The organism is Weeksella sp. HMSC059D05 (assembly GCF_001809725.1).
Taxonomy (GTDB): domain Bacteria; phylum Bacteroidota; class Bacteroidia; order Flavobacteriales; family Weeksellaceae; genus Weeksella; species Weeksella virosa.
On the sequence record NZ_KV798548.1, the window covers coordinates 169,510 to 182,606 of the forward strand.

A 13,097-nucleotide genomic window follows, 5' to 3' on the forward strand; every position below is an offset into this window, starting at 1 on the left:
CGATATTTGCAGTGTAAAAGTAATTAAATTTTTCGTGTTACGAAATGGAATCAAACAACTTAATTCTAGGCATCGAATCTTCTTGCGATGATACTGGTGCTGCAATAATTCTCAATAACAGAATTTTATCAAATGTTGTTGCAAATCAAGAAATTCATCAGCAATACGGAGGCGTTGTTCCCGAATTGGCCTCTAGGGCTCATCAACAAAATATTGTACCAGTAATTGATCTAGCGATAAAAAAAGCAAATATCCACCTCAAAGACCTCAAAGCTATCGCCTATACGAGAGGTCCCGGTCTTATGGGCTCTCTTTTGGTGGGAAGTAGTTTTGCTAAATCGATGAGTTTGGCACTTAATATTCCTTTGATAGAAGTAAACCATATGCAAGCACACATTTTGGCACACTTCATAGAGGATGCAAACGAACAAAAACCATCTTTCCCTTTTCTCTGCCTGACAGTAAGCGGAGGACATACACAGATTGTGAAAGTAAATGATTATTTTGATTTTGAGTTGATTGGTCAAACCATTGATGATGCTGCAGGAGAAGCGTTCGACAAAGCCGGAAAACTCCTCAACCTTCCTTATCCTGCTGGCCCGATTATCGATAAAAAAGCAAAATTAGGGGATCCACATCGTTTTGAATTTAATAAACCAAAGTTGGCAAATTACAATTATAGTTTTAGTGGCCTGAAAACTGCAATTCTTTACTTTTTACAAAAAGAAACAAAAAAGGATCCGAACTTTATAGAAAAAAACATAAACGATTTATGTGCTTCTATTCAGTACACGATTGTGAATATCCTTATGCAGAAACTAGAAAAAGCCAGCTTAGATCTTGGTATAAAACAAATTGCAATTGCTGGTGGTGTGTCTGCAAATTCTGGGATTAGAGAGGCTTTTTTGGCTAACGAAAAAACATTGGGCTGGAAAGTCTTCTTACCTAAGTTTGCTTACACAACCGACAATGCCGCTATGATTGCAATGGTGGGTCAACTAAAATATGAACGCCAGCTTTTTGGCAATATAACAGACAAATCAACAGCTAAATATTCGATCGAATGAAATTATTTTTCGGAGAAATACACGACAATCATGCAACGTTAAACGAAGAAGAAAGTCATCATTTCACCAAAGTTTTACGTGGCAAAGAAGGCGATATTGTTTATATTACTAACGGAGAAGGAACTTTAGCAAAGTGTGAAATTTCTCAACTTAGTAAGAAAAAAGTTGAAGCGAACATTCTCGAAATTCAAGAAAACTTCCAGCAAAAACCATACTATTTGCACGTTGCCATTGCGCCGACCAAGACAATGGAACGTTTAGAGTTTTTTTTAGAAAAAGCAACTGAGATCGGCATTGATGAAATTACTTTTTTGCAAACTTTTCATTCTGAAAGAAGAAATATTAAAATAGAGCGTATAGAAAAAATCATCCAAGCTGCTTGCAAACAATCCCTAAAGGCTTATACCCCAAAAGTAAATTCTTTGATGAAATTTCATGATTTTATTGATCAAGATTATCAAGAATTTTCTAAAGTTATTGCGCATTGTCGTGATGATTGGGATCGAGAAAATTTCAAAACTTATTTATCAACTCAACCTTCAAAAATCATTTTAATGATTGGACCTGAAGGCGATTTTTCTGCAGAAGAAATCACAAGTGCATTGCAAAAAAATTTCCGAGGTGTTAGTTTAGGTACTCAACGTTTTCGTACAGAAACAGCTGCTCTACAAGCAGTTTTCGCAGTCGACTGGTCTTTTCGACCCGAATAATTTTTTTCTATTATTTGTGGTAAACTTATTCATCACTACGCTTCATTGCATAGAATCTATGGTAAGTTGAGTCATTTTTACTAGAGCCACACAATCGGTCTTTCTTTATTGAATTACAATAAAAAGGTTTTGCCGTAAGAGTGCCAACAATCTATTGGGTGTAGTTTTTAGAATGTTTTTCTGCATGTAAAGATACAAAGCACCTAATCCACACATTTTCATAAAACCTAAAAGTCTCTCTTATATACCAAAAATCAATTCCTAAGAAAGGGAACTGGATTATATTTCTAGAGCATTATCACATCTTTAATCTCTGCTACTTGTTTATAGAAAGCAATCACTTGATCTGCATCTTCTGCAAGAATATTTACTGAAATCGAGGTGTATTTTCTGTTTTTAGAAGCCTTATAATTATACGTTGGGTTTACATCATTAAAAATTTCTTTCACGCGATTCATGGTTTCTTCACTCGAGGGATAAATAAACTTAAACATATATGGAGTAGGAAATTTTTCAACATTCTCTAATCGCTCTTTGAACTTTTTATAAAATTCTTCCTTAGTATGGTAGTTATCCGGTATTTCTTGAAAATCTAGATTATTAAAATTTTCTGCCATATTCCTTTTTTTTACTTAATCTCTACGCAAGAACTATACCTTTTCTCGAGGCTGACAATTACGGTAAAAAATACTTTTTTTTTCGATAAAATTTTTCTCTGAACTGTCTTTTTGACTGAATATTGCTTACAACAAAGAAAGACATAATAAAACAAAAAAATCTATTCTAAGTTTTTTGTAGTATTTTTGGACATATATAAAGAAAAATGAAAAATTTCACAAATCATCTTAAAACACTTGCAAACTTTACCGAAGAGCAAATAAACGAAGTAATACATATTGCGAAAGTAAAAGATTACCCTAAGAATCATTTTCTTTTACGTGAAGGGCAACAATCTGATTTTTTTTATTTTGTAGAAGAAGGCCTTGTAAAATCATTTTCTTATGACAACGATGGCAAAGAACATGTTATACAATTTTCACCAGAAAACTGGTATATAAGCGATCGCTATTCTACGGTTTGTAAACAGCCCGCTAAACTCAACATTCAAACTATTGAAGATAGTACCGTGGTAATAATGTCGCTCGAACTCCAGGAATATCTAACCCAACTTAACCCCGAATATGGCAAAGCTATTATTTATCTTTTGCACAATCATGTGAGATATCTGCAAGACCGTGTAAATTTATTACTTAGTGCAAGTGCCAAAACACGTTATCAAGAATTTGTCAAACTGTATCCCAATCTCTTACAACGCGTTCCTCAGAGAACGATTGCATCTTATTTAGGTATTACCCCAGAAAGTTTAAGCAGAGTACGCAAAGAAATCTCCATTCATGGTTAAATATACATTTGAAATTTTCGTCAAAGAAAAAAAGAATATCAAACTTAGAAACATCCTATTCAATCTTTTTATTTTAGGACTAGTATCAGGCTTATCCTATATTTTCACAGTCGAAGGTTGGCTAGAGAACAGCTTCGTTTGGATAATTTATATCCTAATCATGGCGACAATTGTAGCGTATTTCAACAAAATGTTCCAAAAAGAGAAATACGAACCCAAAGGAACAACGATGGGAGAAATTGCTTTTTATCCCGACAAAATTTTTTTAGGCGATACATTAATCCCTACGAAAAACATAAAACATATCACGATAAAAAATGATGACTACGTCGGTAAAGAAGTTCGAGATTTTGGTGAATTTAAAAGAGAAGAAGGCTCGTTCGGCGTACATAATTTTCTGACCATTCAGGATCATAACAATACTTTTAAAGAAGTACAATTCAAACAGAAAACAAGAAAAGAATTCCAAAACATGCGAGAAATTTTGATCGATTATTATCATCAAGATCTTCTCGATTACGACGATTTATTATACATCATGAAAATTGAGTACGATTTGGATAAAATTGAATTAAAAAAAAATTTGGAGCGATAAAAATCTCCGACAGAAACAAAAATATAGCGAATGGAACCAACAAAAGAATGGTTTGATCTATTGGATCAAAAAAAAGATTTATTAAAAGCTCCGATTGATTTGGAGAAATATTTTACAGACGACAAAGTAGATCAGTATCCACTGAAACAGATCTCTATGGGAGAATTCACCTCCCTTTCGGGTAAATTAATTGCTTGCGATCCATTAGGATTTATCCTAACGGATGACGATAAACCGTATTACGAAGTAGCTCCGGTAGGCGTTTTCCCGACATATGCAAGCTTCATTACTCTAGAAAACCCAGACAATGAAGCCGAAACTGTCGATCTAATTGCATCTTATAAAATTGCTTTTTCAGACGAAACACCAACAGAGTACCGTGAAGCTTTGCGTGGGAATGAAGATTTAGCTAGTTTGCAAGAAGATGAATATTTTGGTTTTAATACCGATAGTGGATTGGCAACAATTTTTGATCAAGATGCTTTCCCAGAAATCACCAAACTAATCGACAGAATCGAAAACAAAGGCGACGATGCAAATTTGTATGATGATTATTTCGAACCTTTATTCAAAGAAAACCTTAAAAATCACCCCAATTATCAATCAGAAGATGGTGACTGGATAAATTGGTCGGTACCAGAGTCAGATGCAAAGTTCCCTATTTTCCAGGCTGGTTTTGGAGAAGGAGTATATCCGGTTTATTATGGATACAATGAAAAAAACGAAATTGTAGCCTTATATATTCAGTTTATCGATGCCGAAATGGAAATCGATGAAGAAGATGATGATTTCTTGTGATTAAATCAATCATTATATTACATAAAAAGCTCAACAGAAGTTGAGCTTTTTAAATGTATCTTCTATCCAAAAAAGTAGATAAAATTATTTCGAAATCCAGACACCGTCGGCCAAAAACTGATACTGCATTGCAGGCTCTGTTATGGCTGCAATTTCATCTGCAGATTTCCCAGCATCTTCTGCATAGTGACGCAACTTATCTACCGAAACTTCTGCAACATATGCTATCCCATGCACGACAACTTCTTTCCCGCTTGCATCCATTGGAACAAAAAATCCATAATCTTTGAATCGAACATTCACTTCGTTTTTCGCATCAGAAAGAGACAACTTCATCCAACATCCTTTTTTGGCACAAACTTCTTGTATGGTAGTGGTAAATTGTACATTGTGCAACGTATCTCCTACCGAAAGTTTTTTATAGTGTTGCAACATTTCCTTTTGGGTCAAAGGATTTTTCACGTCGAAAGCTTCACCAAAACTTTCGTGCGTTTTGGCAAATTCTGTTATCGTTGCATTTTTGGTGCTTTGCATTTGCGATGTACAAGCTACTGTAAAAGCAAAAACACTAAAATAAAGTATCCATTTTTTCATGCTAGTTATTATTTTGGTTATAGAATTTTTCGAACAGTAAATGTATGTTTGGATAGCTATTGACCAACAGTTTTTCGTACTCTGACTCTTTCACCCACTCTACTTTCTCTATACCTTCTTCAGTTTGCGGTTTTGGTTGCTCTTCTCCTATATACGAAACATCATACCAATGCGTCAACTTCAAAATATAAGTTTTCTGATAGTAAATATGATAGGTTGTTGTGATAAAACGATTCAATACCAGCCCATGAATACTGCATTCTTCTTCAATTTCTCGTATCGCAGCCGTTTCTGGATCTTCACCTTTTTCTATTTTACCTTTGGGTAAATCCCATCGACCAAGTCGATGAATAAAAAGAAATTCGTTCTTAGAATTTTTCACGATTCCGCCTGCCGCTTCAATGATCTTGAAATGGTTCTTAAAATCAAACCACAATTCTTCCAAATCTTCACTATACAAATTCACTCGCACGTTTTGATTAGTCGATAGATAATGAACTGCTTCGTCTATTTGTGAAGTATAATGATATAAAACATTTTTTGCACCTTCTTCCGGTTTTTCGGATAAAATGATGCAATTTTCATTTAAAAAAACTTTGTACATTTGACAGGTTTGATACAAATTTATTAAAATAAAGTTAAAAAACATGAAAGTTAATACAGAGAAAGTCAGACTACAAAAAAATCAGCAAGATGCTTATACTTTTTTGTTGGATATGAAGAACTACGAAAGCCTTATGCCTAAAGACACCAATTCATTCGAGATACACGAATCGGGCAAAGGTTTCACGGTAGGAGTTGGTTCTTTGCCAAAAGTTGGAATGCGCTTGAAAGAAACGCACGAACCTAATCAGATCGTTTTCGAATCGCCATCGCCAAACTTCGAATATTATCTAACTGTTAATATCGAAGCTGTTGATGATCATTCTTCGGATGTTTCTCTTGATTTTGATGGAAAGTTTAATATGATGATAGAAATGATGGCCAAAAAGCCACTAACTTCTTTTATCGAAACTATCTCAGAAAATTTAAAGAACGTCTAAGACGCTCGCACTATATATTATATAATAAGGTCATCTGCTAACATTTTGTATAGCAGATGCTCAACCTTCTACTTCTATTTCTACCTCTGTTTTCTAACATTATTAGCCAATTCATTAGTAAAAATAAATGAAAAGATTTTTTACAAAACAACTCCTATTCCTCTTTTTTTGCTGGCTATATACGAGCAATAGTGCCATGGCACAATATATCGAAGTAAATACAGATTACTCCGTAGAAGAATTAATAAAAGATATTTTTCTTGGAGCAAGAAATTCGACGTGTATCGAAATAGAAAACATCAGAATCTCTGGTTGGGATGGTCCAGAAGGAAAAAGTTATGGGTACTTTTCGAGAGGAACAAGCACATTCGAGTTATCCGAAGGAATCATCCTCTCTACTGGTTTAGCTAAGGACGCAAAAGGCCCCAATAGCTCACTACAAGATTTTTATCCGAAAGATGGTTCTTGGAGAGGCGATCAAGATCTGATTGATGTATTAGACATGTACGGACTACCTTCCGATTACATTCTCAATGCTACTTTTCTCGAATTCGATTTTGTTTCTCATCTCACCGAGAGAATAAGTTTCGATTACATTTTCTTATCCGAAGAATATCGTGAAGAAAATACAAAATACTCGGATGCGTTTGCATTCTTGATAAAAAAAGCAGATTCTACCGAACCTTATCAAAATATTGCCTTAATTCCTGGGACAAATATTCCGGTAACTTCTCTTAGCATTAATCATATACATCACTCTAACTATTTCGGAGGTTTTAATGGCGTCCATACGCCTACCAATTTCAATGGACAAACCAAAATCCTCAAAGCAACTACAAAAGTAGAAAAAGGCATAAAATATCACATTAAATTGGTTATTGCTGATCATGGAGACCGTTTAGGGCGTTATGACTCTGCAGTTATGTTAAAAGCCGGTAGTTTTGTTGGCAACATAGATTTAGGAGATGATTTATTAGTCGAAAATAACACTGCACTTTGCCGAGGAAATTCGCATACGATAGATGCCACCGTAGCCGATGCAGTTGTTTATCGTTGGTACAAAAACAACGAAGAATTGATCGGACAAAACGAGCCAAAACTCGAGGTAAATGAAGCAGGAATGTACGAAGTTTTTATAGAATTATCCAACGGTTGTACAGTGGCCGGAAAAGTAATAGTAGAAGAATATCCGACTGCCAAAATCACCGAAAATGAATTCTTTTTTTGTGACGACAATTTTGACGACGTTATATCCATCCAACTCCACGACCTGACAGAGAGAATTATCGAGGATTTTTATCCGATATATGATGCAAAATTTTATCTCAATCAACATGACGCCGAATTGAATTCGAAGAACGAAATATCCACTGTAGAACTTAACTCATCTGAACCAGAAAAAAAGATTTATCTAAGGACACAAACCAAAGATTGTCCCGCTACTATACATGAAATTTCTCTCATGATGGACAAAAAATCTACTTTCAGTTCTAATACTTTATTATCGTTTTGTGATGATGATTTAGATGGTAAAGTAGAGGTTTATTTACCAGATTTCATAACACAAGATTATGAATATGCACTGTTTTATCTTACAGCAGAAGAGGCCGAAAAAAACCAAAATGCTATAGCCAATGCCTACACATTGACTTCTTCGGTTGATTTATACGTTCGTTTCAAAGAATCAAATAAATGCCCAACAATCGAGAAGATTTCATTAGAATTTAAACAACCCAACACATCAACACTATTAGATGAAGTTACGATTTGTAAAGGAACTACAACAAATTTAGACGCAGGTGAAGGATTCGACTCTTATCTTTGGTCGACTGGAGAAACCACCTCAACGATTTACGGAGTTTCTGTCGGAAAATATTGGGTGAAATTAGGTTCCAATGGTTGCGAATATCTACAATTTGTAGAGGTAAAAGAAGCCGAAGACATCGTGATCGAAAAGATAGAAATCCAAAATCAGACAATTACCATTTATGCTTCGGGCGGAGTTCCTCCTTACGAATACGCACTGGATAATGGTAATTATCAGACCTCGAATAGTTTTCATCAAGTAGAAGTTGGTTCACATACCGTGAAAGTGAGATCGACTGTGCTCGATTGTCATCCTACCGAGAAAAACTTTATTATGCTTCAATTTCAGAATTTTATTTCGCCCAATGGTGATGGTAAAAATGACGTGTTGGATTTCTCGGATTTACGGAGCAAAGAAAACCCCAAGTATGAAGATTTTCAATCGGTACGGGAAATTGATTTTCGAAGGGACTTCTTCGAATAATTTTATTTGGGATGGAAAACAAAATGGGTATCGACAAGAAACAGGATCTTATTGGTATAAGCTAGAATGGACCGAACCTGGAAGCACACAAGTACAGAAAATAAGCAATTCTATCATCTTAAAAAACAAGTAAATAAAAAGGGAAACTCTGTTCGAATTTCCCTTTTTCCTATTTCTATAGAATCTGCTAATTAAGCACCTTCCATTGATTTCTCGTAACGCTTACGGTCTACTTCTTTCAAGTGAATTTTTCGTAAACGGATATGGTTTGGTGTAACTTCTATACATTCATCTGCCTGAATATACTCCATGCATTCCTCCAAAGTCATTTCTATTTTTGGTGCAATAGACGTAGAATCATCTTTACCAGCAGCACGCATATTGTTTAATTTTTTTGCTTCGATAACATTCACAACCAAATCGTTGTTTCGTGCATGTTCACCGATAATCATTCCTTCGTACACTTCTTCTCCCGGTTCGATGAAGAATTTTCCACGATCTTGTAGTTTATCGATTGAATATGGTGTTGAGGTTCCTTGATCTTTAGAAATCAATACTCCTGCCGAACGCCCCGAGATAGTACCTTTAAACGGTTTGTACTCGCTAAAAGTATGTGCCATAACAGCTTCACCAGCAGTAGAAGTCAACATCATCGAACGCAAACCAATTAATCCACGTGATGGAATTTCGAACTCTAAATGTTGTATACCTTCTTTGGCTTCCATAACCAATAAATCTCCTTTACGTTGAGTAACCAAGTCTATTGCTTTTGAAGCATAATGATCCGGCACATCAATCACTAAAACTTCATAAGGTTCAGATTTCACGCCATCTATTTCTTTGATGATTACTTGTGGTTGACCAACTGTTAGCTCATAACCTTCTCTTCTCATCGTCTCGATCAATACCGATAAGTGCATAATCCCACGACCGTACACCAACATCGTATTCGAGTCTTCTGTAGGCTCTACTCGTAAAGCTAAATTTCTCTCCAGTTCATCTTCTAAACGTTCTACCAAATGCCTAGATGTTACATACTTCCCATCTTTCCCGAAGAACGGTGAGTTATTGATCCCGAATGACATGTTCATTGTAGGCTCATCTATATGCATAATCGGTAAAGCTTCTGGATGTTCTGGATCGGCAATGGTATCCCCAATATGGAAACCATCAATCCCTACAACTGCACAAATATCTCCTGCAACTACCTCTTTAGTTCTCTCTTTTCCGAGACCTTTGAATGTGTATAATTCTTTTACTTTATGTTTCTTGAAACTTCCATCCTTATTTATCAGTGCAATCCAATCGCCCTCTCTAATTACACCACGAGTTACTTTTCCTACTGCGATTCGCCCTAAGAATTTTGAATAGTCTAAAGAGGTTATTTGCATTTGTAGTGGTCCTTCTTTAGCTTCAGGAGCTGGGACATGTTCTAAAATACCGTCTAATAAAGGTGTAATATCTTGGCTAGGAACATTTTCGGTATTGAACCATCCTTGCTTAGACGATCCATAAAAGGCTGGGAAATCCAATTGCTCTTCGGTTGCATCTAGGTTAAAGAACAATTCGAAAACTTTATCATGAACTTCATCCGGTCTACAGTTTTCTTTATCTACTTTATTGATGACCACCAATGGTTTTAGCCCTAACTCTAACGCTTTCTGAAGCACAAAACGTGTTTGTGGCATCGGCCCTTCGAAGGCATCCACCAACAAAATTACCCCATCGGCCATCTTCAGCACCCGTTCTACTTCTCCACCAAAGTCGGCGTGCCCAGGAGTATCAATAACGTTAATCTTCACTCCCTTGTATTCTACGGCTGCATTTTTAGAGAAAATGGTAATTCCGCGTTCGCGTTCTATATCATTGTTATCCATGATAAGATCTCCGTTGTCTAAGCTTTCGCGAATGTGAATGGTGCTATGTAGAATTTTGTCGACCAAAGTAGTTTTTCCGTGGTCAACGTGAGCGATAATCGCAATATTTCGAATGTTTTGCATGTTCAAATTTTCAGACTGCAAAATTACAAAAAATTCTCGTAAGTATGTGCTTATCTGTAGGTTTTTTATTTTTTTTTAACGCTTTAGTAAGCAGTTTGTTTCTATTTTTTCGGTAGGATGAAATACAGTCTTCTCAAAAAACATCTTTGTTTGCTACCTGAAATAATTCGCGTGTTTCTCGAATAGATAAAAACACAAAATCTGTTAGTTATTAATTCAATCAACATCTCATCGAAAATTTCCCATCAAAAAGAAAAAAGGTTTTAGAACTAAATCTAAAACCTTTTGCGTAGTAGTGACCTGGCTGGGGCTCGAACCCAGGACCCCAACATTAAAAGTGTTGTGCTCTACCAACTGAGCTACCAGGTCGCCGCATATTTTTTTGTAGTATAAAGAAAACTACCTCTTTTATATAAGAAGTTTGTGACCTGGCTGGGGCTCGAACCCAGGACCCCAACATTAAAAGTGTTGTGCTCTACCAACTGAGCTACCAGGTCAGAAGTAAAACTTCTTAAATCTTTTCTTATAATTTTTCGTGCCCACGACTGGATTCGAACCAGCACATCCGAAGGGACACCACCCCCTCAAGATGGCGTGTCTACCAATTCCACCACATGGGCGAACATGTGACCTGGCTGGGGCTCGAACCCAGGACCCCAACATTAAAAGTGTTGTGCTCTACCAACTGAGCTACCAGGTCTTGTGAATTGCGACTGCAAATATAGAGAGAAGTTTATGACAATTGCAAACCTTTTGAAGAAATTTTTTATTATTTTTTATAATTAATTGATTTAAAAATTAATGCACCTTTGCAAAAAATATATTGTGATGAATATTTCGTTAATAGGTTATATGGGAAGTGGAAAAACGACGGTCGGAAAAATATTGGCAAAACAACTAGGAAGAACATTTATCGATCTGGATCATTTTATCGAAAATGCACATGACAGAACGATTCCGGAAATTTTCAGAGAGAAAGGAGAAATTGGTTTCAGGAAAATTGAAAGAGAAATGTTGGAAAACCTCCTACAAAAAGAAAATATTATTTTGTCTTTGGGTGGTGGCACGCCAGCTTATTACAACAATATGCATCTGATAAATCAGCTATCTCATTCTATATATTTGCAAACCCCTCTGAACGAATTGACGGAAAGATTGTGTAAAAACAAGGAGCAACGTCCTTTATTAATACACCTGGAAGATGATGAGCTAGCCGAGTATATAGCGAAACATTTGTTCGAGCGAAGAGCTTTTTATGAGCAAGCGCACACCCATTTCAAAACACAACAAATGAACCCACAAGATGTGGCTCTATTGCTTATAGAACATCTTCGGTATCAGAAAATTCTCCCGAAATAAAGTCGTCTAAATCTCGACGATCTTTTTTTGTAGGACGTCCTTCTCCTTTTTGTCTATAGTAATCCTGAGATATTTTACGAAGTTCCAAAGCTTCATACTCTTCTTTTGGAGTAGTATCGATGATATGCAAAGTGACCAACTTGGCTCCTATTCTATTTTCTGGAACTTGCAAAACACGAAAAGAAAAATTCATCTGATCTTTTCTGACTGCAATTTCATCTCCTGGTATAATGTCTCGTGACGCTTTTGCGACTTCACCATTCACTTTTATCCGATTTTTCTTGCATGCATCTGCTGCTAAACTTCGAGTTTTATAATAGCGAACACTCCACAAAAATTTGTCCAACCGCATAAGTCTGCTAATTTTAAGATAATTTTACGTTATTTTTGTATAAATTCGCAATTTAAAACGAAATAATAAGAAATGATAAAAAAATTCTTTTTCGCCCTTGCGGCTTACGTTTCTGTTTACAGCGTAACTTCGTGCAAGAAAGATGATGATAACAAAGATGAATTAGATGTCTATGTGGATATTCCTCTAGAACAAAGAAATGCGTTAGACGACGAGGCTATCCAACAATACCTCGCAAAATATTATTTTCATCCTACCAACGGTAAGTTAACCGCGAAAGATACAATTGTTGGGACTAACCCTACGACTGGAATCAACGACGATGAATACCCGACATTGGATAATTTTGCACAACGAGACGAAAAAGGTATTTGGTATGCAATAAACCCAAATGTCCAAGCAGAAGGAAATAGCATTACGTCTAACAAAAATGATTCTATCCTGATTTCTTACGATAATTACATTTTCCGTGCTACAGACAACAAAAACTACAAATACAAATTCGGGCAAGTTCGTTTATTCTCGAGCACAACAGAAAGAGGCGTTCCTGTTTACGACCCAGTATTTTATCATGTAAATCTCACAGATGAGCAAATAAAATCAGGTTTCAAAGAAGAATATTACGTACTAGAAAATTTTGTAGAAGGCTTAAAACATTTCAAAGCAACCAACAGAAGCAGCAGCGACTTGTACCATATGCAAGGGGTGATAATTCTACCTTCTCGTTTGGCCTATGCAAGAAGAAAAGTTTGGGATGGTAACTACTTGAATGATCAGATTTACCGAGATTATAGTTTTGTATTTTCATTTGAATTGAACAAAATAATACCTCGAAAAAAATAATTCAAAATAAATATTTTTTTTTTAAAAGCCTTTTTTATCGTAGA

General features: G+C 35.7%; 15 protein-coding genes and 4 tRNA genes. 10 read left to right on the forward strand and 9 right to left on the reverse strand.

All coding sequences use genetic code 11. The features are described from left to right. Positions 1 to 44: 44 nt before the first annotated feature. Both tsaD and HMPREF2660_RS08960 read left to right on the forward strand, forming a co-directional pair. Positions 45 to 1,067: a tRNA (adenosine(37)-N6)-threonylcarbamoyltransferase complex transferase subunit TsaD gene (gene tsaD / locus HMPREF2660_RS08955; RefSeq protein WP_013598807.1), complete on the forward strand. Its 1,023-nt coding sequence runs from the start codon at positions 45 to 47 to the stop codon at positions 1,065 to 1,067. Further along, a complete protein-coding gene (locus HMPREF2660_RS08960; protein WP_013598806.1) occupies positions 1,064 to 1,777 on the forward strand; it encodes an RsmE family RNA methyltransferase in 714 nt (237 codons plus the stop codon). The genes tsaD and HMPREF2660_RS08960 overlap by 4 nt, the downstream gene beginning before the upstream one ends. 287 nt (positions 1,778 to 2,064) lie before the next feature. Here the strand turns inward: HMPREF2660_RS08960 and HMPREF2660_RS08965 are convergent, their stop codons facing one another. Then, positions 2,065 to 2,394 (reverse strand): DUF493 domain-containing protein, encoded by a 330-nt coding sequence (locus tag HMPREF2660_RS08965; protein WP_070486826.1) that lies wholly within the window; start codon positions 2,392 to 2,394, stop codon positions 2,065 to 2,067. Between the two features lie 206 nt (positions 2,395 to 2,600). On the opposite strand from HMPREF2660_RS08965, the gene HMPREF2660_RS08970 reads away from it, so the two are divergent. From HMPREF2660_RS08970 to HMPREF2660_RS08980, 3 genes are read left to right on the forward strand one after another with little or no spacing between them, the layout of a single operon-like run. Continuing rightward, positions 2,601 to 3,179: a Crp/Fnr family transcriptional regulator gene (locus HMPREF2660_RS08970; protein ID WP_070486827.1), complete on the forward strand. Its 579-nt coding sequence runs from the start codon at positions 2,601 to 2,603 to the stop codon at positions 3,177 to 3,179. Further along, complete coding sequence (locus HMPREF2660_RS08975) at positions 3,172 to 3,774, forward strand: hypothetical protein (protein WP_070486829.1); 603 nt, start codon at positions 3,172 to 3,174, stop codon at positions 3,772 to 3,774. The genes HMPREF2660_RS08970 and HMPREF2660_RS08975 overlap by 8 nt, the downstream gene beginning before the upstream one ends. A 30-nt stretch (positions 3,775 to 3,804) precedes the next feature. After that, the gene (locus HMPREF2660_RS08980) at positions 3,805 to 4,572 is read left to right on the forward strand and encodes a DUF4241 domain-containing protein (protein ID WP_070486831.1); all 768 of its coding nucleotides are present in this window, start codon (positions 3,805 to 3,807) and stop codon (positions 4,570 to 4,572) included. A gap of 84 nt (positions 4,573 to 4,656) precedes the next feature. On the opposite strand, the gene HMPREF2660_RS08985 is transcribed toward HMPREF2660_RS08980, so the two are convergent. Continuing rightward, positions 4,657 to 5,166, reverse strand: coding sequence for a DUF4920 domain-containing protein (locus HMPREF2660_RS08985; protein ID WP_013598801.1), 510 nt, complete (start codon positions 5,164 to 5,166; stop codon positions 4,657 to 4,659). Between the two features lies 1 nt (position 5,167). After that, complete coding sequence (locus tag HMPREF2660_RS08990) at positions 5,168 to 5,770, reverse strand: NUDIX hydrolase (protein ID WP_013598800.1); 603 nt, start codon at positions 5,768 to 5,770, stop codon at positions 5,168 to 5,170. A 43-nt stretch (positions 5,771 to 5,813) separates the two neighbouring features. Here HMPREF2660_RS08990 and HMPREF2660_RS08995 point away from each other — a divergent pair, with 43 nt between their 5' ends. The 3 genes from HMPREF2660_RS08995 (at position 5,814) to HMPREF2660_RS10800 (ending at position 8,632) form a co-directional block, all read left to right on the forward strand. After that, entirely contained in the window at positions 5,814 to 6,209 is a 396-nt protein-coding gene (locus tag HMPREF2660_RS08995) for a hypothetical protein (RefSeq protein ID WP_013598799.1), read from the forward strand. A 196-nt stretch (positions 6,210 to 6,405) separates the two neighbouring features. Then, the gene (locus HMPREF2660_RS10900) at positions 6,406 to 8,499 is read left to right on the forward strand and encodes a choice-of-anchor L domain-containing protein (RefSeq protein ID WP_070486832.1); all 2,094 of its coding nucleotides are present in this window, start codon (positions 6,406 to 6,408) and stop codon (positions 8,497 to 8,499) included. Beyond that, positions 8,444 to 8,632 carry a T9SS type B sorting domain-containing protein gene (locus HMPREF2660_RS10800; protein ID WP_255356444.1) on the forward strand — a complete coding sequence of 63 codons (189 nt, stop codon included), beginning with the start codon at positions 8,444 to 8,446 and terminating at the stop codon, positions 8,630 to 8,632. Before HMPREF2660_RS10900 ends, HMPREF2660_RS10800 begins: the two co-directional genes overlap by 56 nt. Positions 8,633 to 8,690: 58 nt before the next feature. On the opposite strand, the gene typA is transcribed toward HMPREF2660_RS10800, so the two are convergent. From typA to HMPREF2660_RS09025, 5 genes are all read right to left on the reverse strand, one after another. Then, positions 8,691 to 10,499 (reverse strand): translational GTPase TypA, encoded by a 1,809-nt coding sequence (typA, locus tag HMPREF2660_RS09005; protein WP_013598797.1) that lies wholly within the window; start codon positions 10,497 to 10,499, stop codon positions 8,691 to 8,693. Between the two features lie 296 nt (positions 10,500 to 10,795). Then, positions 10,796 to 10,868 (reverse strand) — tRNA-Lys (locus HMPREF2660_RS09010). 55 nt (positions 10,869 to 10,923) lie between these two features. After that, positions 10,924 to 10,996: transfer RNA gene (locus tag HMPREF2660_RS09015), tRNA-Lys, on the reverse strand. Positions 10,997 to 11,035: 39 nt separating this feature from the next. After that, positions 11,036 to 11,119, reverse strand: a tRNA-Leu gene (locus tag HMPREF2660_RS09020). A 7-nt stretch (positions 11,120 to 11,126) separates the two neighbouring features. After that, a tRNA-Lys gene (locus HMPREF2660_RS09025) sits at positions 11,127 to 11,199 on the reverse strand. Between the two features lie 128 nt (positions 11,200 to 11,327). On the opposite strand from HMPREF2660_RS09025, the gene HMPREF2660_RS09030 reads away from it, so the two are divergent. Further along, positions 11,328 to 11,858: a shikimate kinase gene (locus HMPREF2660_RS09030; protein ID WP_070486850.1), complete on the forward strand. Its 531-nt coding sequence runs from the start codon at positions 11,328 to 11,330 to the stop codon at positions 11,856 to 11,858. Here the strand turns inward: HMPREF2660_RS09030 and HMPREF2660_RS09035 are convergent. Then, the gene (locus HMPREF2660_RS09035) at positions 11,818 to 12,210 is read right to left on the reverse strand and encodes an RNA-binding S4 domain-containing protein (protein ID WP_070486834.1); all 393 of its coding nucleotides are present in this window, start codon (positions 12,208 to 12,210) and stop codon (positions 11,818 to 11,820) included. The genes HMPREF2660_RS09030 and HMPREF2660_RS09035 overlap by 41 nt on opposite strands. 72 nt (positions 12,211 to 12,282) lie before the next feature. Here HMPREF2660_RS09035 and HMPREF2660_RS09040 point away from each other — a divergent pair, with 72 nt between their 5' ends. Beyond that, a complete protein-coding gene (locus HMPREF2660_RS09040) occupies positions 12,283 to 13,053 on the forward strand; it encodes a hypothetical protein (protein ID WP_013598794.1) in 771 nt (256 codons plus the stop codon). The last annotated feature ends 44 nt before the right edge of the window (positions 13,054 to 13,097 follow it).